Source organism: Streptomyces sp. 1114.5 (assembly GCF_003635085.1).
Classification (GTDB): Bacteria; Actinomycetota; Actinomycetes; order Streptomycetales; family Streptomycetaceae; genus Kitasatospora.
This window is the reverse complement of sequence record NZ_RBXE01000002.1, coordinates 1,555,273-1,575,871: the sequence shown is the minus strand read 5'-3', so window position 1 is coordinate 1,575,871 and position 20,599 is coordinate 1,555,273. Positions and strand designations below refer to the sequence as shown.

The following is a 20,599-nucleotide window of genomic DNA, read 5'->3' as shown; positions in this document are numbered from 1 at the left end:
CGGGGAGCACCCGCCGGGCGCGGCCGACACGGCCCGCAGCGTGCGGCCCAGAGCAGAAAGTGGATCATGACAACTCTGTCCGAACCCCAGCCGAAGCAGCAGGCCGAGTCCGACACCCGGTTGCGGGTGGTGCTGATGCTGGAGATCCAGGACGGTGCCCAGCAGCGCTTCCTCGACGTCTACGAGCAGCTGCGGCACCAGGTGGCCTCGGTCCCCGGCCACGTCAGCGACCAGCTGTGCCAGTCGATCAACGACCCGCGCCAGTGGCTGATCACCAGCGAGTGGGAGGACCAGGAGACCTTCCTGCAGTGGGTGGACAGCCCGGCGCACCGCGAGATGGTCAAGCCGATGCACGGCTGCGTCAGCGACAACTTCCGCTCGCTGCGCTACGCCGTGCTGCGCGAGACCTCGGCGGCCGGCTCCACCGGCACCCGCGCCCCGATGGAGGTGCCGCCCGGCCTGCCGCGCACCACGCCCGCCGGGCACGTCGGCCCGCCGAAGGCCGCGCCGGGCCCGGACGGCGTGGTCCGCCACGCGCTGACCTTCACCGTCAAGCCCGGCAGCGAGCCCGAGGTGGCCCGGATCCTCTCCGGCTACGCCTCCCCCCGGGCCGAGGTGGACGAGCACACCCGGCTGCAGCGCACCTCGCTGTTCATGCACGGCAACCGGGTGGTGCGGGCCGTCGAGGTGATCGGCAACCTGGGCGACGCGCTGCGCCACGTGGCGATGCAGCCCGAGGTGCGGGCCGTCGAGGAGGCGATCAACCCCTACCTGGAGGAGGCCCGCCAGCTGGGCGACCCGCAGGCCGCGCGCGCCTTCTTCGCCAGGGCGGCGCTGCCCGCCAAGCACCAGGCGATCGCCAGCTCCCCCGCCTCCGGCCGGCTGCACCGGCACGCCGTGCTCTACCCCGTCCGCCCGGGCCACGGCCAGTCCGTGGCCGAGCGGCTGGCCCAGCACGACAACCTGGCCACCGCCGACCCGACCGGGCCGGTCGCGGCGGCCACGGTCTTCCAGCGCGAGGACGTGGTGGTGCGCCTGGTCGACCTGCGGGTGCCGGCCGAGGCCGACCCGGCGGCGGCCCTCGGCGTGGCCGACGAGCGGGAGGCGGCCGTACTCGCCGGGCTGCTCGACCTCGGCCCGCAGGGCGACCTGCGCACCGTCGCCGGCCTCAGCGCCTTCCTCGCAGCCCGCGCCATGAACCCGGTCACCGACCGCAAGTCGGCCGACCCCCGCGCAAACTGACGTTCCGTCACTCTTGGAGGAAGAGCACCATGAACACGCAGTACCCACGGATCGTCAACGTCGACGAGGCGCCCGAGAACCGCCGGCACGGCGCCGAGCTCCGCACCATGCTCACCCCGACCAGCTGCGGGGCGACCAGCGGCTTCATGGGCCTGGCGATCGTCAAGCCCGGCGAGCGGATCGGCGAGCACTACCACCCGTACTCCGAGGAGTTCGTGTTCGTCGTCTGCGGCGAGCTGGAGGTGGACCTGGACGGGAAGCCCCACCCGCTCAAGCCCGACCAGGGCCTGATGATCCCGATCAACATGCGCCACCGCTTCCGCAACGTCGGCGACACCGAGGCCCGGATGGTCTTCCACCTCGGCCCGCTCGCCCCGCGCCCCGACCTCGGCCACGTGACCACCGAGGAGAGCGCCGCCTCGGGCCCTCCGGAACACACCAAGGTGGCCTCGTGACCCGGCGCGTGGCCGTCACCGGGATCGGTGTGGTCGCGCCCGGTGGGGTCGGCGTCCCGGCGTTCTGGGACCTCCTCACGGCCGGCCGCACCGCGACCCGGGGCATCACGCTCTTCGACCCCGCCGGGTTCCGCTCCCGGATCGCCGCCGAGGTCGACTTCGATCCGGCGGCCCACGGGCTGGGCCCGGAGGACGTCCAACGGGCCGACCGCTACGTGCAGTTCGCGATGGTCGCGGCCGACGAGGCGATCGCCGACGCCGGCCTGGACCTCGCCGCCGAGGACCCGTGGCGGATCGCCGTCTCGCTCGGCACCGCCGTCGGCGGCACCACCCGGCTGGAGCACGACTACGCCCTGGTCAGCGCCGCCGGCGCGCGCTGGGACGTGGACCACCGGCAGGCGCAGCCGCAGCTGCACCGGGCCTTCGCACCCAGCACGCTGGCCTCCGCGGTCGCCGAGCGCGCCGGCGCCCACGGCCCGGTGCAGACCGTCTCCACCGGCTGCACCTCCGGCCTGGACGCGATCGGCTACGGCTTCCAGGCGGTCGAGGAGGGCCGCGCCGACATCTGCATCGCCGGCGCCTCCGACTCCCCGATCTCGCCGATCACCGTCGCCTGCTTCGACGCGATCAAGGCCACCAGCGAGCGCAACGACGACCCCGAGCACGCCTCCCGCCCCTTCGACGCCGGCCGCGACGGCTTCGTCCTCGGCGAGGGCGGCGCCGTCCTGGTGCTGGAGGAGCTGGAGCACGCCCGCCGCCGCGGCGCCCGGATCTACGGCGAGGTCGGCGGCTTCGCGACCTTCGGCAACGCCTACCACATGACCGGCCTCACCAAGGAGGGGCTGGAGATGTCCCGGGCGATCGACCACGCGCTGGCCCACGCCCGGGTCGACCGCACCGACGTCGACTACGTCAACGCGCACGGCTCGGGCACCAAGCAGAACGACCGCCACGAGACCGCGGCGGTCAAGCGCTCGCTGGGCGGGCACGCCTACGAGACCCCGATGAGCTCGATCAAGTCGATGGTCGGGCACTCCCTCGGCGCCATCGGCGCCATCGAGGTCGTCGCCTGCACCCTGGCGCTCGCCCACGGCGTCGTTCCGCCGACCGCCAACTACGAGACTCCGGACCCGGAGTGCGACCTCGACTACGTGCCGCGCACCGCGCGCGAGCTGCCGCTGAGCCACATCCTCTCGGTCGGCAGCGGATTCGGCGGATTCCAGTCCGCCGTCGTGCTCAACAGAACGGGGTGAGTTCCATGACGTCACGTCAGCAGGGCCGCCGGGCGGTGATCACCGGCCTCGGCGTGGTGGCGCCGAACGGTGTCGGAGCCGACGCCTTCTGGAAGGCCACCAGGCAGGGCGTGAGCGTCCTCGACCGGATCTCCCGCGAGGGCTGCACCGAGCTGCCGCTCAGGATCGCGGGCCAGGTGCGGGACTTCGAGCCGCAGTCGGCGATCGACAACCGCTACCTGGTGCAGACCGACCGCTTCACGCACTACGCGATGGCCGCCGCCGACCTGGCGGTGGCGGACGCCGGCTTCCGGCCCGACGCCGACCAGCCCTTCGCGGTCGGCGTGGTGACCGCGGCCGGCTCCGGCGGCGGCGAGTTCGGCCAGCGTGAACTCCAGCAACTCTGGGGACAGGGACCCAAGTTCGTCGGCCCGTACCAGTCCATCGCCTGGTTCTACGCGGCCAGCACCGGCCAGATCTCGATCCGCGGCGGCTACAAGGGCCCGTGCGGGGTGGTCGCCAGCGACGAGGCCGGCGGCCTGGACGCCCTCGCGCACGCCGCCCGCTCGATCGTCCGCGGCACCGACGCCGTGGTGGTCGGCGCCGCCGAGGCCCCGCTGGCGCCGTACTCGATGGTCTGCCAGCTCGGCTACCCCGAACTCAGCCTGGCCGAACGGGCCGAGCAGGCCTACCTGCCGTTCACCGCGCAGGCCTGCGGCTTCGCCCCCGCCGAGGGCGGCGCGATGCTGCTGGTGGAGGACGAGCAGGCGGCCCTGCGGCGCGGCGCCGACGTCCGGGCGCACCTGGTCGGGCACGGCGCCACCTTCACCGGGGCCTCCCGCTGGGAGGAGTCCCGGGAGGGGCTGGCCGCCGCGATCCGGATCGCGCTGGACGAGGCCCGGGTCGCCGCCGAGGAGGTCGACGTGGTCTTCGCGGACGCGCTGGGCGTGCCGGCCGCCGACCGGGCGGAGGCGCTGGCCCTGGCCGACGCGCTCGGCCCGGCCGCCGAGCGCGTCCCGGTCACCGCGCCCAAGACCGGTACGGGGCGGGCCTACTGCGGCGCCCCGATGCTGGACGTCACCGCCGCCGTCCTGGCCATGGAGGACGGCGTCCTACCACCCACGCCCAACGTCACCGAGGTCTGCCACGACCTCGCCCTGGTGACCGGGCGCGCCCGGCCGGCCGAGCTGCGCACCGCCCTGGTGCTCAGCCGCGGGCTGATGGGCTCCAACTCCGCGCTGGTGCTCCGACGCGGGGAGCAGCCGTGAACCACTGCGTCACACCTCCACCACCACTTCCGTCACGTCTTTCGAAGGGAAACCCCGTGAGCAACACCCTCAGCTATCCGGAACTGGCCGCCCTGCTGCAGGCCCGGGCCGGCGTCAGCGTCGAGCCGAGCGCCCTGGAACAGCCGGGCGTGCAGTTCGACGAGTTCGGCGTCGACTCGCTCGGACTGCTCGGCATCGTCGGCGAGCTGGAGAACCGGCACGGCCTCAAGGTCACCCCCGGCGCCGAGTCAGCCAAGTCCCCGGCCGAGTTCCTGGAGCTGGTCAACGCCTCCCTCTCCGCGAAGGCGGGTGCCTGAGATGGCCGGACACACCGACAACGAGATCGTCATCGCCGCGCCGCTCGACCTGGTCTGGGAGATCACCAACGACCTGGAGAACTGGCCGGACCTGTTCAGCGAGTACGCCTCGGTCGAGGTCCTGGAGCGCGACGGGGACCGGGTGCAGTTCCGGCTCACCATGCACCCGGACGAGAACGGCCAGGTGTGGAGCTGGGTCTCCGAGCGCACCACCGACAAGGCCTCGCTGGCGGTGAACGCCCGCCGGGTCGAGCCCGGCCCGTTCGAGTTCATGGAGATCCGCTGGGAGTACGCGGAGGTGCCGGCCGGCACGCGGATGCGCTGGGTCCAGGACTTCGCCATGAAGCCCACCGCCCCGGTGGACGACAACGGCATGGTCAACCACATCAACAAGAACTCGCGGATCCAGATGCAGCTGATCCGCGAGAAGGTCGAGAAGCGGGCGGCGGAGCTGTGAGCGGGATGCACCGGGCGCTGATCGTCGCCCGGATGAAGCCCGAGGCGGCCCCGGACATCGCCGAGGTGTTCGCCGAGTCCGACCAGGGCGAACTGCCGCACCTGATCGGCGTGACCGGCCGCAGCCTCTTCCAGTTCGGCGACGTCTACCTGCACCTGATCGAGGCCGACCGCCCGCCGGGCCCGGCCGTGGCCAAGGTCGTCGGGCATCCGGAGTTCCGGACCGTCAGCGACCGCCTGACCGCCTTCGTCCAGGCCTACGACCCGGCCACCTGGCGCGAGCCCAAGGACGCGATGGCGCGCGAGTTCTACCGCTGGGACCGCTGACCTCCGGCGGACCGCATGGGCCCGCCCCCGGCCGTACGGCCGGGGGCGGGCCCATGCGTGCACGCCCTCGGGGCGGCCGCGGAATCACCCGGATCGCCCTGGTCCGGCTGGTCCGGCTGGTCCGGCTGGTCGGGCTGGTCGCCGCGACCAGTCCGGTCGCCCTCGTCGCCCCGATCACACGTGTCACCGTGGTCGTCCCGGTCACCCGAACCGCCGGGGCACCCGGGTGAACACGCCCGGGACTCCACCCGAAGGGCGCACGCTCCGCACCCGCGCTGCCACGCTCCGGTGGCAGGCGGCGCCACGGTGGTTGACGGTGGATCAGGCGCCACCCTCCCGCGAGTCCCCTTGTCCGGCACCCTGCCGGCAGTCGCGGGTCCGCGCGCCGGAAGGATCATCCTCATGCGTTCTGCACGCACGCTGCTCGCCGGGGCGGCCGTCGCCGCCGTCCTGACCGTCGGTGCCCCCATGGCCTTCGCCGACGGCTCCGCCGACCAGGGCAAGAACCTCACCTGGCAGGAGAAGCAGGACAAGCCCGAGAAGGGCGCCTCCGACAGCTCGAAGGGCTACGACGACAAGAAGGGCGGAAGCTCCGCCTCCGAGGAGCACAAGGGCTCGGAGGAGCACAAGGGCTCCGGCGAGTACAAGGACTCCGGCGAGCACAAGGGCACCGAGTCCAAGGGCGAGGAGCACGGCACCCCGCACGGCGGCGTGCACACCGGTGGCGGCGGGCTGGCGCTGTCCGGCGGCGGGCTCGCCTCCGGCGCGGTGCTGCTGCTCGGTGGCCTCGGCGCCGGCGCCTACGCGCTGCGCCGCGGCCGCCGCACCTCCGGCGCGGTCGCCTGACGCCAGGCGCCGTGCTTCCGCCGCCTCCGGGCGCCCCTCCCCGACCGGGGTGGGGGCGCACCGGGGGCGGCGGGCCGTCGCGGAACCGGTGGCAACGGAGTAACGGAGGACAGGAATGACGGGCGGTGCCGCCTCTGGAATGCCCCGGCTGCTGCGCGCGGGAATGGGCGCGGCGGCGGTCGGGCTGCTGCTGATCTACAACTCGGTGGACACCGAGCCGAGTTCGGACACCGCGGCCACCCAGGCCGCTCCCCCGGCGGCCACCGCGCCGGCCGTCCCCGGGCCCGCGGCCGCCGCTTCCCCGCCCGCCGCGGCGGCGGCACCCGGTGTGCCCGCGGCGCCGGCGCTCAAGCGCGCCAAGCCGACCCGGCTGCGGATCCCGCAGATCGCCGTGGACGCGCCGTTCACCGAGCTTGGCCTCAACCCGGCCGGCCAGCTCGAAGCGCCGCCGCCGGACGACAAGAACCTGGTCGGCTGGTACCGGGACGGCGCGACCCCGGGCGAGCGGGGCAGCGCGGTCGTGGCCGGGCACGTGGACACCACCAAGGGCCCGGCGGTGTTCCTGCTGCTGAGCCTGCTGCTGCCGGGCAACAAGGTCGAGGTCAGCCGCGCGGACGGCACCGTCGCGGTGTTCTCGGTGGACTCGGTGGAGACCTTCGCCAAGGACGCCTTCCCCGACCAGAAGGTGTACGGCAAGACCCCGGACGCCCAGCTGCGGCTGATCACCTGCGGGGGCACGTACGACAAGAAGCGGCGGGACTACCTGGACAACGTGGTGGTCTTCGCACACCTGGAGTCCTCGCACAAGGCCTGACGCGCCGCCCGAGGCCTGACCCGCCGTCCGCACGACGACCGCCGGCCCCCGGAAATGGGGGCCGGCGGTCGTGGTGCGCGGGGGTTGCGGGTCAGCCGCGGACGGTGGCCTCGAAGGCGTGCAGGTAGGGGTTGACCGGGCAGACCTCGGAGACCGTCAGGCCGGCCTCCTCCATCAGCCGGACCATGCTTTCCTCGGAGTGCTTGGCGCCGCCGACGTTGAGCATCAGCATCAGGTCCATCGCGGTGGTGAAGCGCATCGACGGGCTGTTGTCGACCAGGTTCTCCACCACCACGACGCGGGCGCCGGGCCGGGCCGCCTTCACCACGTTGGCGAGGGTGCGGCGGGTGCTGTCGTCGTCCCACTCCAGGATGTTCTTGATGATGTAGAGGTCGGCGCGGACCGGGATGTCCACCCGGCAGTCGCCCGGCACCAGGCGGGCGCGGGCCGAGAAGGCGCCGCCTTCGCGCAGCCGGGGGTCGGCGCCGGCGACGACCTTGGGCAGGTCGAGCAGGGTGCCGTGCAGGGCCGGGTGCTTCTCCAGCAGGCTGGCCAGCACGTGGCCCTGGCCGCCGCCGATGTCGACCACCGAGTCGACGCCGGTGAGGTCCAGGTAGTCGGCGAAGTCGCGGGCGGACTGCCGGCTGGAGGTGGTCATCGCCTTGTCGAAGACCTTCGCCGAGTCGCCGCCGTCGCTGTGCAGGTAGTCGAAGAACTCCTTGCCGAACAGCTCGGGGAAGACGTTGCGGCCGGAGCGGACCGCCTCGTCCAGTCTCGGCCACGCCTCCCACGTCCACGGCTCGGTGCACCAGAGGGAGATGTAGCGCAGGGAGTTGGGGGCGTCCTCGCGCAGCAGGCGGGACATCTCGGTGTGCTCGAAGCGGTCGTCGCCGGTCTCGGCGAAGATGCCGTAGCAGGTGAGCGCGCGCAGCAGCCGGCGCAGCTGGCTGGGCTCGGTGTCGAGGGCGGCCGCGAGGTCGGTGACGGTGGTCGGGGTGTCGCCGAGCGCGTCGGCGACGCCGAGCCGGGCGGCCGCGCGGACGGCGGCGGCGCAGGCGGCGCCGAAGACGAGCTCGCGCAGGCGCATCGCGGCCTGCGGGCCGGTGTGGGTGGGTGCGGTGGTCATGGGCGCTTCCTTGGTTCCTGGGGTCCTGGGGTCCGGAGTTTCCCGGGTCCGGGGTTTCCGGGGCTTCCTGGGTACCGGGGTGCTCAGCAGTGGCCGGCCGGCTCGGAGTGGCGGCAGGTGTTGCGGGTGAAGGTGGTGTCGGAGCCGGCGTCGCGGTCGGCGAGGTCGGCCGGGGCGTTGCCGCTCAGGTGGTTGTCGGCGACCGTGGCGCGGGCGTTGGTGACGCCGACGACGCTCTTGAAGAGGACGATGCCGCCGGAGAAGTCCGAGGTGCCCGTGTTGTCGCGGACCTCGTTGTCGGTGACCCGGGTGTCCTCGGTGCCGGTGAGCACGATGCCGGCGCCCTGGATGGCGCCCAGGCGCGGGTTGGCCGGGCAGAACTTGTTGTTGGCGACGACCCGGTTGCGCCGTACGTCGAGGTCGCCGGCTCGGGGCACGCCCTCGTCGCCGACCACGAAGACGCCGCCGCAGTTGCCGTTGATGTCGTTGTCCTGGACGGCCAGCCCGCGCAGGCGGCGGACGGTGACGCCGACCCGGTTCCCGGTCAGTTCGTTGCCCTCGACCACGGTGCCCTTGGTGTCGGGCGCGCCGCCCTCGCGGTAGGCGTAGTTGGCGAGGAAGACGCCGGACTGGCCGTTGTTCGTCGAGCGGTTGCCGAGGATCGCAGCCCGGGTGGACATCTCCTGGCTGATGCCCTGTTGGGCGTTGTCGTGGACGTGGGTGCGGCGGACGGTCAGACCGGTGGTGCCGCTGGCGTCGATGCCGTTCTTGCGGAAGCCGGTGACGGCGAGGGCCTCGATCGTGACGTCGGGCAGCGGGTTCTGCTCGGTGCCGACCACGCAGATGCCGTGCCCGGCGGTGGCGCAGGCGTTCTCGGTACCGTCCCCGGGGGTGATCACGCTGGTCGGCCCGGCGCCGCGCAGGGTCAGGCCGGGGGTGATGATGCGGACGCTGCCCCGGTAGGTGCCGGGGGCCAGCAGGACGGTGTCGCCGGGGTGGGCGGCGTCGACGGCCCGCTGAATCGATTCGCCGGCCTGGACGACGTGCAGCCGGCCGAGGTCGACGGCGTGGGCCGCGGGCGCGGCGGCCAGGGTGACGAGGGTGGTGAAGGCGGTGGTCAGGGCGGTGGCGGCGGCGGTGGCCGCGGCAAGGTGGTGGACCCGTCGCGTGGGCATGAGTGGTGACCTGTCTTTCGGCGCGCGCGGTTCTGGTGGCGCTGTCGGGGCGGTGGCGTTGCGTCCGGCGGTGCGGTCTGACGCGCTGTGTGCGGGAGGTGACGGCCGGTGGGTACGGCCGAGTCGACGGTATGGGCGCCCGGGTGGTGCCGCCACCAGGGCTGGGCTGCGGGGCTGACGGGGCGTCGGCCGACGGTGGGGCGGCCCGGCGTGGCGCGCGGCGGCCGGAGATGACGACGCGCCCGACCGCGGGTGCGGTCGGGCGCGGGGGGTACCAGGGGGAATGCGTCGGCCCCGGCACCGGCCCGCCCGACGGGTGTCGGCCGACCGCGTGACATCCTGGAGGCCATGACCACCGCACCCGCACCGCCCGTCGCCGCCCTCCGCAACCCGATCGGCGCACACGTCCCGGTGGCCGCGCGGGGGCTGGCCGGGACGGGCCTGGCGTACGCGCGGCGGGTCGGCGCCGAGACGGTGCAGGTGTTCGTGGCCAACCCGCGCGGCTGGGCCACTCCCCCGGGCAACCCGGCGCAGGACGAGGAGTTCCGCACCGCCTGCGCCGAGCAGGGCGTCCCCGCCTGGGTGCACGCGCCCTACCTGATCAACTTCGGCTCGGACAACCCCGCCACCCGCGAGCGCTCGGCCGACTCGCTGCGGCACTCGCTGCGCCGCGGCCACGCCATCGGCGCGCTCGGCGTCGTCCTGCACACCGGCTCTGCGGTCGGCACGGCGCCCGGCGGCGGCTCTCGCCGGGCCGAGGCGATGGCGCAGGTCCGCGCGGACGTCCGGCCGCTGCTGGACGAGCTGGACGCGCTCGGCGAGGACGCGCCCTGGCTGCTCCTGGAGCCGACCGCCGGCCAGGGCAACTCGCTCTGCTCGCGGCTGGAGCAGTTGGCCGAGTACGTGGAGGCGCTGGACGCTCACCCGAAGGTGGGAGTCTGTCTGGACACCTGCCACGCCTTCGCCGCCGGGCACGACCTGGCCGAACCCGGCGGGGTGACGGCTGCCCTGGACGCCCTGGCCTCCGCCGCCGGCCCCGGCCGGCTGCGGCTGATCCACGCCAACGACTCGGAGGACGTGGTCGGCGCCCGCAAGGACCGGCACGCCAACATCGGCGCCGGGATGATCGGCGCGGAGCCGTTCCGCGAGCTGTTCGAACACCCGGAGACGGCCGGTGTGCCGCTGCTGGTGGAGACCCCGGACCGCAAGCACGGCGGGGACGGCACGGGGCACGCGATGGACATCGCGGTGCTGAAGGAACTGAGGTCGCGGGCGGCGGCAGCGGGCCGACGCCCCCGTCCGAGGGAGCGCGTCCGCAGCTGAAGCTGCCGGATGGCAGGGCCGGTGCGAGGCTGGAGCGACCGCACTGCCGCCGGCCCTCCAGGGGGTTTCCCGTCATGTCTTCCACCCGGAACCTCGCCGCACTGCCGTGCGGACGCCGCAGCAAGTGGGTGGTGCTCGCGGCGTGGCTGGTGCTGCTGCTGGCCGTCGGCCCGCTGGCCGGCAAGCTCATGGGCGCCGAGGACAACCAGGCGTCCAGCTGGCTGCCCGGCAACGCCGAGTCCACCCGGGTGCTGGACGCGCAGCGGGCCTTCCAGCCGGTGGACACCGCCCAGGCCGTCGTGGTCTACCAGCGGGCCGGAGGCATCACCGCGGACGACCGGGCCGAGGCGACCCGCGAGGCCGCCGGGTTCGCCGCCGTGCCGCACGTGGTCGGGCCGGTGGTCGGCCCGGTGGTCTCCGCCGACGGCCAGGCGATGCAGACCGTCGTGCCGATCGACATCGGCACCAACGGCTGGAACGACCTCAAGCCCGCCGTCGAGCAGCTGCGCCGGACCGCCGCCGCCGACAGCCACGGCATGACCACCCACGTCACCGGCCCCGCCGGGGTCGGCGCCGACCAGGCCGAGGCCTTCGCGGGCATCGACAGCTCGCTGCTCGCCGCCACCGTCAGCGTCGTGATCGTCCTGCTGCTGCTCACCTACCGCAGCCCGGTGCTGTGGATCCTGCCGCTGCTCTCGGCCGCCGGTGCGCTGGCCGTCTCCGAGGCGGTCATCTACCTGCTCGCCAAGCACGCCGGACTGACCGTCAACGCCCAGAGTGCCGGCATCCTCGTCGTGCTGGTGCTCGGCGCCGGGACGGACTACGCGCTGCTGCTCACCGCCCGCTACCGCGAGGAACTGCGCCGCCACCGGGACCGGCACGAGGCGATGGCGTTCGCCCTGCACCGGGCCGGGCCGGCCGTCCTCGCCTCCTCCGCGACGGTGGTCGCGTCCATGCTCTGCCTGCTGATCGCCGAGATGAACTCCACCCGCGGCCTCGGACCGGTCTGTGCGATCGGCGTCCTGGTCGCCCTGCTGGCCATGCTCACCCTGCTGCCCGCGCTGCTGGTGATCGTCGGCCGCTGGGTGTTCTGGCCGGTCCGGCCCGGGTACGGCACCCCGGAGCCGACCAGGAGCGGCCGCTGGGCGCACGTCGGGGCCTGGATCGGCCGGCGGCCGCGCAGGGTGTGGGTGGGGACGGCGCTGGCGCTCGCGGCCTGCTGCGTCGGACTGGTCTCGCTGAACGCCAACGGCCTCAGTACGGCCGGGACCTTCACCGGCAAGCCGGACTCGGTGGTCGGCCAGCAGGTGCTGGAGCAGCACTTCCCGGGCGGCACCGGCGCGCCGCTCACGATCGTCTCCACCGCGGCCGGCGCCCCGGCCGTACGCGCGGCCGCCGGGACCACGCCCGGGATCGCGGCCACCACCCCGGCGGTCGTCCACGACGGGCAGGCGCTGTTCCGGGCCACCCTCGCCGATCCGCCGGACAGCCAGGCCGCCAAGGACACCGTCGACCGGGTGCGGGCCGCCGTGCACGCCGTGCCGGACGCGGGCGCCGAGGTCGGCGGCAGTACGGCCGTGGTGCTGGACGCCGGGCGCGCCGCCGGGAACGACAACCGGGCGATCATCCCGCTGGTGCTCGGCGTGGTGCTGCTGATCCTGGCCCTGCTGCTGCGGGCCGTCACGGCGCCCCTGGTGCTGATCGCGACCGTGGTGCTGTCGTACGCGGCGGCGCTCGGCATCAGCGCGTTCTTCTTCGCGCACGTCTTCCACTTCCAGGGCCAGGACAACGCGTTTCCGCTGTTCGTGTTCGTCTTCCTGGTCGCGCTGGGGATCGACTACAACATCTTCCTGATGACCCGGGTCCGTGAGGAGTCCGCCCAGCACGGCACCCGGCAGGGGGCGTTGAACGGGCTGTCGGCCACCGGCGGGGTGATCACCTCGGCCGGGCTGATCCTGGCCGGCACCTTCGCCGTGCTCGGCACCCTGCCGGCCGTGGCCTTCGCCGAGATCGGCTTCGCGGTGGCCCTGGGCGTGCTGCTCGACACTCTGGTGGTGCGCTCGGTGCTGGTCACGGCGCTCACCATGGACCTCGACCGGCACATGTGGTGGCCGGGGCGACTGTCCCGGGTGCCGGTCGCCGCGGCGGCGTCCGCACCTTCGGCGTCCTCGGCCTCTTCGGCGTCCTCGGCTCCGCCGCCGGGGCAGCCGTGAGCCCGGAGGCCGACGGACGGCCTCCGGGCTCGGGGTGCGGAGGGATCAGCAGTCGCAGTCGCTCTCGCTGTGCTCGGCGAAGTTGAGCCAGCTGGCGTGCGGGCCGAACAGGCCGACGCCCGCGGAGCCGGACTCCAGGACCTGCGCGGACGACTGCTGCGGCGCGTGGCCCCCCGCCATCGCCGAGGTCGGGGCCGACACGACGGCACCGGCCACGGCAACGATCACGGCGAGCTTGCGGATCTTCCCACGAAGCGACATCTGATGTCCTTTTGGTTCGTCTCTGGTCCTCAACCCCCGCCCTCGAACGGCCTGTTCGGCCGCCCGGCGGGCTGGGCCGCGCCCCACCGGGGAGGCGCCGCGCCAAGGTTGGCACACGAACGCGCACATCCGGGCACGCGCCGCAACCGGGCTGGGGCATTCGGGTGAGGCAACTCCCCCGGCCGGACGAACGGGGCGATCCGGGCGCGGATCCGGTCGGACGGCTCGGCGGAGCCCGCCGGACGAGTGCCCGTCGGGCCGTCGTGACACCGCAAGTCTTGCGGTGAGGCAGCGGACGAACTGAACAAATCCCGCCGATTTGGTGCACGATGCCGCCTGGTCCGAGCATGAACGGTCGCTCCACCGAGCGCGAGCAGGACCACGAAAGGCGCACCACCCTCATGCAGACCAGTCCCGCCGTACCGCGGCAGGCGACGCGGCCGAGCGATCCGGAGAACGCCGGGAACCCGGGGCCGGCCGACCCGACACCGGCCGGCCCGGCACCAGCCGGCCCGGCCGAACGGAAGCACGGCCGCTTCGGGCTGGCGACCGCGACCGCCCTGGTGATGGGCAACATCATCGGCGGGGGAATCTTCATGATCCCGGCCGCGGTGGCCCCGTACGGGACGGTCAGCCTGGTCTCCTTCGCGGTGCTCACCGTGGGCGCGATCGCACTGGCGCTGGTCTTCGGGCAACTGGCCCGCCGCAACCCGCGCACCGGCGGGCCGTACGTCTACGCCCGCGAGGCCTTCGGCGACTTCGCCGGCTTCCTGTCCGCCTGGTCGTACTGGATCACCACCTGGGTCAGCAACGCCGCGCTCGCCGTCGCCGCCGTCGGCTACCTCGACGTGCTGTTGCCCGTCGGCCACTCCACCGCGTTCAGCATCACCGCCGCGCTGGCCTTCCAGTGGCTGCCCGCGCTGGCCAACCTGGCCGGCACGCGCTACGTCGGGGCGATCCAACTCGTTTCCACCGTACTGAAGTTCATCCCGCTGCTGCTGGTCTCGGTGGGCGGCCTGTTCTTCTTCGACCCGAAGAACCTCGGGCCCTTCGACGGGAACGGCCAGGGCTGGGCGGGCGGCATGACGGCCGCCGCGGCGATCCTGCTCTTCAGCTACCTGGGCGTCGAGTCGGCCGCGATGAGCGCGGGCAGGGTCCGCGACCCGGAGCGCAACGTCGGCCGGGCCAGTGTGCTCGGCACTACCGGCGCGGCGGTGGTCTACCTGCTGGGCACGCTCGCGGTCTTCGGCACCGTCGCACATGCCCGACTCGTCCACTCCACCGCACCGTTCTCGGACGCCGTGGACGCCATGTTCGGGGGTTCCTGGGGCGGCACCGCGATCGCCGTCGCCGCGCTGGTCTCGATGACCGGCGCGCTCAACGGCTGGACCCTGCTGGCCGCCCAGGCGCCGTACGCGGCCGCCAAGGACGGCCTCTTCCCGGCGGCCTTCGGCAAGGAGCAGCGCGGTGTGCCGACCTTCGGCGTGGTGGTGAGCGTCGCCCTGGCCTCGGTGCTGACGGTGCTCAACTTCGCCAGCGGGGCGAAGGGGGCGTTCGACGCTTTGGTGCTGGTCACCACCTTCACCGCGACCGTCCCGTACCTGCTCTCCACCGCGGCCCAGTTGTACTGGCTGGTCCGCGGGGCCGGCGACAAGGTGGACCGCGGGCGGTTCGTCCGGGACGCCGTCCTCGGGCTCGGCGCCTTCGCCTTCTCGCTCTGGCTCCTCGCGGGCGCCGGCTACAGCGCCGTCTACCAGGGCGTCCTGTTCCTCTTCGCGGGGATCCTGGTCTACGTCTGGATGGCGGGCCGGCGCCGCGACTGACCCTCCGGCGCCGGCCGACCCCGGGCGCGCCCACTCGAACGGCACACCCACTCGAACGGCGCGCCCACTCGAACGGCACGGCCGACGGGCGGCGCGGCGGGGGCCCGCCTACGGTGCGGTGCCAGGGGGTCAACCCAGCGGAAAGGCTGATACCGGCATGGCGGGCAGATTCGAGCTGTACGTGGACGAGAGCGGAATGCACCGGTTCCGGCTCAAGGCGAGCAACGGGGCGGTCGTGGTGACCGGCGACCCGGAGGAGAGCAAGGACGACTGCCTGAAGAGCATCGAGTCGATCCGCAAGCTCGCCCCCTACGCGGAGCTCAAGGAGGCGGCCGGGTCGGTGTGACGCCGGAGCGGCAACAGGAACGAACGGACGCGGGTCGGTGGTGCAAATCGCCGACCCGCGTTCGCTTGTACGACAGATCCCTTTGGCCGGGTGCACGCCGGACGCGGACAGAACACTGGCATGCGCGTCGTCATCGTCACGGAATCCTTCCCACCCGAGGTCAACGGAGTCGCCCACAGTGTGCTGCGGACGGCCGAGCATCTGGTCCGCCGCGGCCACCAGCCCCTTGTCGTCACCCCCGCGCCGGCGCGGGGCGCGCAGTGCCCGCCCGAGACCTTCGGGAGTCCCGGGGCGGGCGAGATCCCCGTGGTGCGCATCCCGTCGATGCCGCTGCCCGGGTACCCGCAGGTGCGGATCGCCCTGCCGAGCCGGCAGCTCGCGGCCGCCGTCGCCCGGCACCGGCCCGACCTCGTGCACCTGGCCAGCCCGTTCGTGCTCGGTGCGCGCGGGATGCAGGTGGCCGCCCGGCTCGGGGTGCCCGCCGTCGCCGTCTACCAGACCGACCTCGCCGGCTACGCCCACGCCTACCGGGCCGGGCGGGGTCTGGGCGAGGCCGCCGCGTGGCGGCGGATCCGGGCCGTGCACCGGGCCGCCGCCCGGACCTTGGCGCCGTCCACCCCGGCCGCACAGGACCTGACGGCACACGGGGTGCCGCGGGTGCAGCTGTGGCCGCGCGGGGTGGACTCGGCGCGGTTCCACCCCCGGCACCGGGACGAGGCGCTGCACCGGGCGCTGGCACCGGGCGGGGAAGTACTCGTCGGGTACGTCGGGCGGCTGGCGCCGGAGAAGCGCGTCGACCTGCTGGCCGCCGCCTCGGCGCTGCCCGGCGTACGGGTGGTGGTCGTCGGGGACGGGCCCTCCGCGCCCGGGCTGAAGGCCTCGATGCCCGGGGCGGTGTTCCTCGGCCGCCGGACCGGTGACGAACTGGCGCGCTGCTTCGCGACGCTGGACGTGTTCGTGCACACCGGTCCGCTGGAAACCTTCTGTCAGACCATCCAGGAGGCGATGGCCAGCGGCGTGCCGGTGATCGGCCCGGCGGCGGGCGGCCCGCTCGATCTGGTCGGGCACCACCGCACCGGCCTGCTGGTGCCGCCCCGGGACGGCGCGGCGGTGGCCCGGGCCGTCGCCGAGCTGGCCGCCGATCCGGCGCGGCGGGCCGCGTACGGGCAGGCCGGGCGGGCGGAGGTCACCGCGCGCACCTGGGAGGCGGTCGGGGACCTGCTGTTGCGGCACTACGCCGAGGTGCTGGCGGAGCACCGGGGGGTGCCGGTGGCGGCGGTCGGGGCGATGGTGGGGGCGGTCGGGGCGGGGGCTCCGGTCGGGGCGGTGGCAGGGACGGTCGGGGCGGTGGTGGAGGGTGCGACCGCCGAGGGTGCGCTGTCGGAGGGCGCGCTGTCGGAGGAGCTGCCGGCATGAGCGCCGCTGCGGACCCCGAGGCCCTGACGATCGTCCGGCTCGCCAACTTCGTCACCCCCGTCTCCGGCGGCCTGCGCACCGCGCTGCGGCACCTGGGCGCCGGGTACCGGGCGGCCGGGCACCGGCCCGTGCTGATCGTGCCCGGGGAACGGCGCTCGGCGGAGGAGACCGAGCAGGGTCTGGTGGTCACCCTGCCCGGCCCGGTCCTGCCGGCCAGCGGCGGCTACCGGCTGCTCACCGACCGGCGGGCGGTGGCCGCCGAGCTGACCCGGCTCTCCCCCGACCGGCTGGAGGTGTCCGACCGCACCACGCTGCGCTGGACCGGCGCCTGGGCCCGGCGGCACGGCGTGCGCTCGGTCATGGTGTCGCACGAGAGCGCCACCGGGGTGCTGCGCACCCGAGGTGTGCCCGGGCCCCTGGCGAGCGCGGCCGCCGACCGGCTGAACACGGCCACCGCCCGGGCGTACGACTCGGTGCTGTGCACCACCGACTGGGCGGCTGCCGAGTTCCGGCGGATCGGCACGCCGAACCTCGCCCGGGCCCCGCTCGGCGTGGACCTGGACGCGATGCGGCCGCTGCCGCCCACCGAACGGGTGGTGGAACGGGCCCGGTACGCGGCGCCGGAGGAGGCACTGCTGGTGCTCTGCTCGCGGCTCTCGGCGGAGAAACGGCCCGAGCGGGCGATCGAGGCGCTGGCGGCACTGCGGGCCCAGCGGCTGCCCGCCGTGCTGGTGGTGGCCGGCACCGGCCCGCTGCGGCAGCGGCTGGCGGCCCGGGCCGCTCGGCTGGGGCTCCCGGTGCGCTTCCTCGGGCACCTCGCCGGGCGCGGGGCGCTGGCCCGGCTGCTGGGCTGCGCGGACGTGGTGCTCGCCCCCGGCCCGGTGGAGACCTTCGGGCTGGCCGCGATGGAGGCGCTGGCCTGCGGGACGCCGGTCGTGGCCAGCCGCTCCTCCGCGCTGCCCGGCCTGATCGGGCTCGCAGGGCTGTCGGCGGCCGACACGGGAGCCGGATTCGCCTACGCGGTACGGGAGTTGCTGGAACGCCCGGAGGGGGTCCGGCGGGCTGCGGCCCGGGCACAGGCCGAGCAGTACGGGTGGCCGGCGGCGGTCACCGCATTCCTGGCGGCGCACGGGCTGCGCAACGACGGCACAGCGGACGGGGGACGGGATGGACGTGCTCGGCACCGGGCGTGACCGGGCGGCGCAGGAGCGTTCTCCGGCGGGCGAGTTGGAGCGGTTCGTCGCGCTCGGGGACTCGGTGACGGAGGGAATCGGGGATCCGGTCGACGAGAGGTGGCGCGGCTGGGCGGCCCTCCTCGCGCACTCGTTGGCACCCGAAGGGCGGGCGGTGGAGTTCACCAACCTGGCGTACAGTGGCGCACAGACAGCCGATTTGACGAGCCGCCAGCTTCTGGCGGCGCTGGCACTGCGACCGCAACTGGCGGCCGTGGTCGTCGGCGGGAACGACACCCTGCGGACGGGCTTCGACATCCGGCGCAGCACGTTGGAGTTGGACGCCACGATGGGTGAACTCTCCGCCCACGGCGCCGTGTTGCTGACCGCCTGCCTGCCCGACCCGGGCTCCTTGCTCCGCCTCCCGGCGCCACTCGCCCGCCCGCTGGCACGACGGATGCGGGCCGTCAACACCGTCGTCCACGCTCTCACCGTGCGCCACCGGGCCGTGCACCTGCACATCGCCGAACTGCCGTGGCTGCGCGAACGACGGCTGCTGAGCGTGGACCGGCTGCACCCCAGCGCCGAAGGCCACCACCTGATCGCCCGCCACTACCACGCGCTGCTGGCCGGGGCCGGCCACCCGCTCGGCCCGCCCCCGGCCGCCGAACCGGCCGAGCCCCCGCCGGGCAAGGCGGCCGACCTGTGGTGGATGGCCACCAAGGGCACCCGCTGGGTCGTCGCCCGCAGCACCGACCTGCTGCCCGGGCTCCTCGCCCTCGCGGCGGCGGAGGGCGCGGCCCGCCTGCGCGGGGCGAGCGGGCGGCACGACGAGCAGATGGCGCGGGCGGCGGCGCAGGCGCTGGCGTCGCTGGGGTGAGGTCCCGGCTGGGCTGAGGTCCCGGCTGGGCTGAGGCGTCGGCTGGGCTGGGGCGTCGCTGGGTCACCCGGTGGTGGTGATCGGTGCGGGGGCCGGCCGGGAACCATGGGGGTGGCCCGGGCAGTCCTGGCCGGGGAGAGTCCGACGGAGGGAGCCGGGGTGGAGAACGCGGGTGCGAGCGGCGGGCGGGGGATTCTGGCGGCGGCCGGGGTGCTGTTCCCGGACCGGGACGGGCGCGTGCTGGTGGTGCGGCTGCCGTACGACCGGAAGCATCCGGTGGCGATCCCCGGCGGCGGGTGGGAGCCCACGGACCGGTCCCCGCGGGAGACGGCCCTGCGGGAGATCGCCGAGGAGCTCGGGTTCACGCCCCGGCTGGGACCGCTGGCCTGCGTCGACTGGGCGCTCTCGGGCAGCCGTCCGCCGATCGTCGCGTACCTGTACTGGGCCGAGCCGCTCACGCCCGAGCAGGCCGCGGAGTTCCGGCCGGACACGGCGGAGGTCGGCGGGTGGACGTGGCTGAGCACCGAGCAGGCGGGCCATGCGCTGCCGCCCCGGCTGTCGCGCCGGGTGACGGCCTGTCTGCGCGCACCGCGTACGGCCGGGCCGTTGGAGCTGGAGGACAGCCGGCCGGCCGGGCACACGCTGCGGGAGCTGCCCGCCGACGGGCCGGCGCCCGAGTACCTGGGGCTGGCCGCCGCCCCGGGGCTGGCGCCGGCGTCGACCGCGGGGAGCGTGCGGCGGCCGCAGGAACCGCAGGAACCGCCGATGGACCGGGACACCTACTACGCCACCCGGCCGCGGATCCGGGCGAAGGCGCGGGCGCTGTTCACCGACACGGACGGGCGGGTGCTGCTGGTCCGGCTGCGGCCGTGGGACGGACCGCGCGGGCAGGTGCCGTACTGGACGCTGCCGGGCGGCGGGGTCGAGGCGGACCGGGAGACACCCCGGGCGGCGGCCCGGCGCGAGATCCGCGAGGAGCTGGGCTGGGAGGTCGAGCCCGGGCCGCTGCTGGCCCTGGACTGGCAGCCCGGGGCGGCGGCCGACCCCGCGGCGAACCCGGCCACCGGCCGGGACACCGCCGTACTGGTCTACGTGTACGACGGGGGCACCGTGACGGCGGGGATGCCCGGCTCGATCGTGCTGCAGGAGGAGGAACTGGTGGAGTGGCGGTTCTGCGCTCCGGCCGAGGCGCAGGCGCTGCTGAACGAGCCCTCCTGGAACCGTACGGCCGCGGCCCTGGCCGCCCGGGAGGGAACGGGCGGGCCGGTCGAGCTGGTGGCCGGTCTGGCTGTCGGGTAGCCGACCGGACGGTTCGGGTGGCGGCTCCGATGACGGATCCGGTGACCGGTGGGACGAGTGGACGTGGGCCGGGTTGGGACAGACTGGGGGTATGCAGAACGCGATCACGGAGGTGCTGGCCGGCCGTCGGGTGGAGTCGGTCAGCGGGGGCGGACGGCTGGACCTACGGCTGGACGGCGAGCTGACCGTCCGGGTGGCGCACGAATTCCGCTTCGCGGCGCCCTCGTTCACCGCACCCGAGGAGGTCGAACACTTCTTCCCGGCTCTGACCTTCCGGCCGAGCCCCGGGCTGCTGGCGCTGGTCGGGCGGAGTGTCGACGCCGCCCGGATCACCCTGGCCGGCGGTCTGGAGCTGGGTTTCGCCGGGGGCGGCGCACTGTCCGTCCCGCCGCATGCGCTGCTGGCGCCGTGGAGCGTGCTGACCGCCGAGGGGGCGGTGTGCGCGGGGCTGCCGGGCGGCGAGGTCCGGTGGGAGGAGCCGGGGAGCGGGCCGGACGGCGGACCGGGGGCCGGGCCGGGGAGGGGGCCCGGCGGGGCCTGAGCCGCCGCCGGGGACTCCTCCGGTTCCGCGCCGATCCGGTTCCGCCCGGAACCGGATCGGCGGACGG

At 74.6% G+C, this 20,599-nt stretch carries 22 protein-coding genes; 19 read left to right on the top strand and 3 right to left on the bottom strand.

From position 1 onward, the window contains the following. The first annotated feature begins 66 nt into the window (after nucleotides 1-66). The 10 genes from BX285_RS30170 (at nucleotide 67) to BX285_RS30130 (ending at nucleotide 6,957) form a co-directional block, all read left to right on the top strand. Complete coding sequence (locus BX285_RS30170) at nucleotides 67-1,242, top strand: SchA/CurD-like domain-containing protein (RefSeq protein WP_097235007.1); 1,176 nt, start codon at nucleotides 67-69, stop codon at nucleotides 1,240-1,242. A 29-nt stretch (nucleotides 1,243-1,271) separates the two neighbouring features. Further along, a complete protein-coding gene (locus BX285_RS30165) occupies nucleotides 1,272-1,697 on the top strand; it encodes a cupin domain-containing protein (RefSeq protein WP_097235008.1) in 426 nt (141 codons plus the stop codon). Next, nucleotides 1,694-2,950, top strand: a complete 1,257-nt coding sequence (locus tag BX285_RS30160; RefSeq protein WP_121178832.1) for a beta-ketoacyl synthase — start codon at nucleotides 1,694-1,696, stop codon at nucleotides 2,948-2,950. The genes BX285_RS30165 and BX285_RS30160 overlap by 4 nt, the downstream gene beginning before the upstream one ends. A gap of 5 nt (nucleotides 2,951-2,955) precedes the next feature. Next, complete coding sequence (locus tag BX285_RS30155; RefSeq protein WP_097235010.1) at nucleotides 2,956-4,197, top strand: beta-ketoacyl synthase N-terminal-like domain-containing protein; 1,242 nt, start codon at nucleotides 2,956-2,958, stop codon at nucleotides 4,195-4,197. A gap of 56 nt (nucleotides 4,198-4,253) precedes the next feature. Further along, the gene (locus tag BX285_RS30150; RefSeq protein WP_097235011.1) at nucleotides 4,254-4,514 is read left to right on the top strand and encodes an acyl carrier protein; all 261 of its coding nucleotides are present in this window, start codon (nucleotides 4,254-4,256) and stop codon (nucleotides 4,512-4,514) included. Between the two features lies 1 nt (nucleotide 4,515). Next, nucleotides 4,516-4,971, top strand: a complete 456-nt coding sequence (locus BX285_RS30145; RefSeq protein WP_097235012.1) for an SRPBCC family protein — start codon at nucleotides 4,516-4,518, stop codon at nucleotides 4,969-4,971. A 5-nt stretch (nucleotides 4,972-4,976) separates the two neighbouring features. After that, a complete protein-coding gene (locus BX285_RS30140; protein ID WP_097235013.1) occupies nucleotides 4,977-5,297 on the top strand; it encodes a TcmI family type II polyketide cyclase in 321 nt (106 codons plus the stop codon). A 53-nt stretch (nucleotides 5,298-5,350) separates the two neighbouring features. Then, the gene (locus tag BX285_RS37565) at nucleotides 5,351-5,527 is read left to right on the top strand and encodes a hypothetical protein (protein WP_183107249.1); all 177 of its coding nucleotides are present in this window, start codon (nucleotides 5,351-5,353) and stop codon (nucleotides 5,525-5,527) included. Nucleotides 5,528-5,699: 172 nt separating this feature from the next. After that, the gene (locus BX285_RS30135) at nucleotides 5,700-6,143 is read left to right on the top strand and encodes a hypothetical protein (protein ID WP_097235014.1); all 444 of its coding nucleotides are present in this window, start codon (nucleotides 5,700-5,702) and stop codon (nucleotides 6,141-6,143) included. Between the two features lie 115 nt (nucleotides 6,144-6,258). Continuing rightward, a complete protein-coding gene (locus BX285_RS30130) occupies nucleotides 6,259-6,957 on the top strand; it encodes a class F sortase (RefSeq protein WP_097235015.1) in 699 nt (232 codons plus the stop codon). 91 nt (nucleotides 6,958-7,048) lie between these two features. Here the strand turns inward: BX285_RS30130 and BX285_RS30125 are convergent, their stop codons facing one another. Further along, nucleotides 7,049-8,083 carry a methyltransferase gene (locus tag BX285_RS30125; RefSeq protein WP_097235016.1) on the bottom strand — a complete coding sequence of 345 codons (1,035 nt, stop codon included), beginning with the start codon at nucleotides 8,081-8,083 and terminating at the stop codon, nucleotides 7,049-7,051. A gap of 83 nt (nucleotides 8,084-8,166) precedes the next feature. Continuing rightward, nucleotides 8,167-9,258 (bottom strand): nitrous oxide reductase family maturation protein NosD, encoded by a 1,092-nt coding sequence (locus tag BX285_RS30120; RefSeq protein ID WP_097235017.1) that lies wholly within the window; start codon nucleotides 9,256-9,258, stop codon nucleotides 8,167-8,169. A gap of 348 nt (nucleotides 9,259-9,606) precedes the next feature. On the opposite strand from BX285_RS30120, the gene BX285_RS30115 reads away from it, so the two are divergent. Both BX285_RS30115 and BX285_RS30110 read left to right on the top strand, forming a co-directional pair. Beyond that, entirely contained in the window at nucleotides 9,607-10,581 is a 975-nt protein-coding gene (locus BX285_RS30115) for a deoxyribonuclease IV (RefSeq protein WP_097235018.1), read from the top strand. A gap of 74 nt (nucleotides 10,582-10,655) precedes the next feature. Then, entirely contained in the window at nucleotides 10,656-12,794 is a 2,139-nt protein-coding gene (locus tag BX285_RS30110; protein WP_121178831.1) for an MMPL family transporter, read from the top strand. Nucleotides 12,795-12,839: 45 nt separating this feature from the next. Here BX285_RS30110 and BX285_RS30105 read toward each other — a convergent pair whose 3' ends face one another. Further along, nucleotides 12,840-13,055 (bottom strand): hypothetical protein, encoded by a 216-nt coding sequence (locus tag BX285_RS30105; protein WP_097235020.1) that lies wholly within the window; start codon nucleotides 13,053-13,055, stop codon nucleotides 12,840-12,842. 401 nt (nucleotides 13,056-13,456) lie between these two features. Here BX285_RS30105 and BX285_RS30100 point away from each other — a divergent pair, with 401 nt between their 5' ends. The 7 genes from BX285_RS30100 (at nucleotide 13,457) to BX285_RS30070 (ending at nucleotide 20,532) form a co-directional block, all read left to right on the top strand. Beyond that, nucleotides 13,457-14,878: an amino acid permease gene (locus BX285_RS30100; RefSeq protein ID WP_121179084.1), complete on the top strand. Its 1,422-nt coding sequence runs from the start codon at nucleotides 13,457-13,459 to the stop codon at nucleotides 14,876-14,878. Between the two features lie 157 nt (nucleotides 14,879-15,035). Next, nucleotides 15,036-15,224: a DUF1508 domain-containing protein gene (locus tag BX285_RS30095; protein ID WP_097235021.1), complete on the top strand. Its 189-nt coding sequence runs from the start codon at nucleotides 15,036-15,038 to the stop codon at nucleotides 15,222-15,224. 120 nt (nucleotides 15,225-15,344) lie between these two features. After that, entirely contained in the window at nucleotides 15,345-16,640 is a 1,296-nt protein-coding gene (locus tag BX285_RS30090; protein ID WP_121178830.1) for a glycosyltransferase family 1 protein, read from the top strand. Further along, nucleotides 16,637-17,833: a glycosyltransferase gene (locus BX285_RS30085; RefSeq protein WP_121178829.1), complete on the top strand. Its 1,197-nt coding sequence runs from the start codon at nucleotides 16,637-16,639 to the stop codon at nucleotides 17,831-17,833. Before BX285_RS30090 ends, BX285_RS30085 begins: the two co-directional genes overlap by 4 nt. After that, a complete protein-coding gene (locus tag BX285_RS30080; RefSeq protein ID WP_121178828.1) occupies nucleotides 17,808-18,692 on the top strand; it encodes an SGNH/GDSL hydrolase family protein in 885 nt (294 codons plus the stop codon). Before BX285_RS30085 ends, BX285_RS30080 begins: the two co-directional genes overlap by 26 nt. 159 nt (nucleotides 18,693-18,851) lie before the next feature. After that, entirely contained in the window at nucleotides 18,852-19,991 is a 1,140-nt protein-coding gene (locus tag BX285_RS30075; RefSeq protein ID WP_183107248.1) for an NUDIX hydrolase, read from the top strand. 91 nt (nucleotides 19,992-20,082) lie between these two features. Continuing rightward, a complete protein-coding gene (locus BX285_RS30070) occupies nucleotides 20,083-20,532 on the top strand; it encodes a DUF6188 family protein (RefSeq protein ID WP_097235026.1) in 450 nt (149 codons plus the stop codon). Nucleotides 20,533-20,599: the final 67 nt, after the last annotated feature.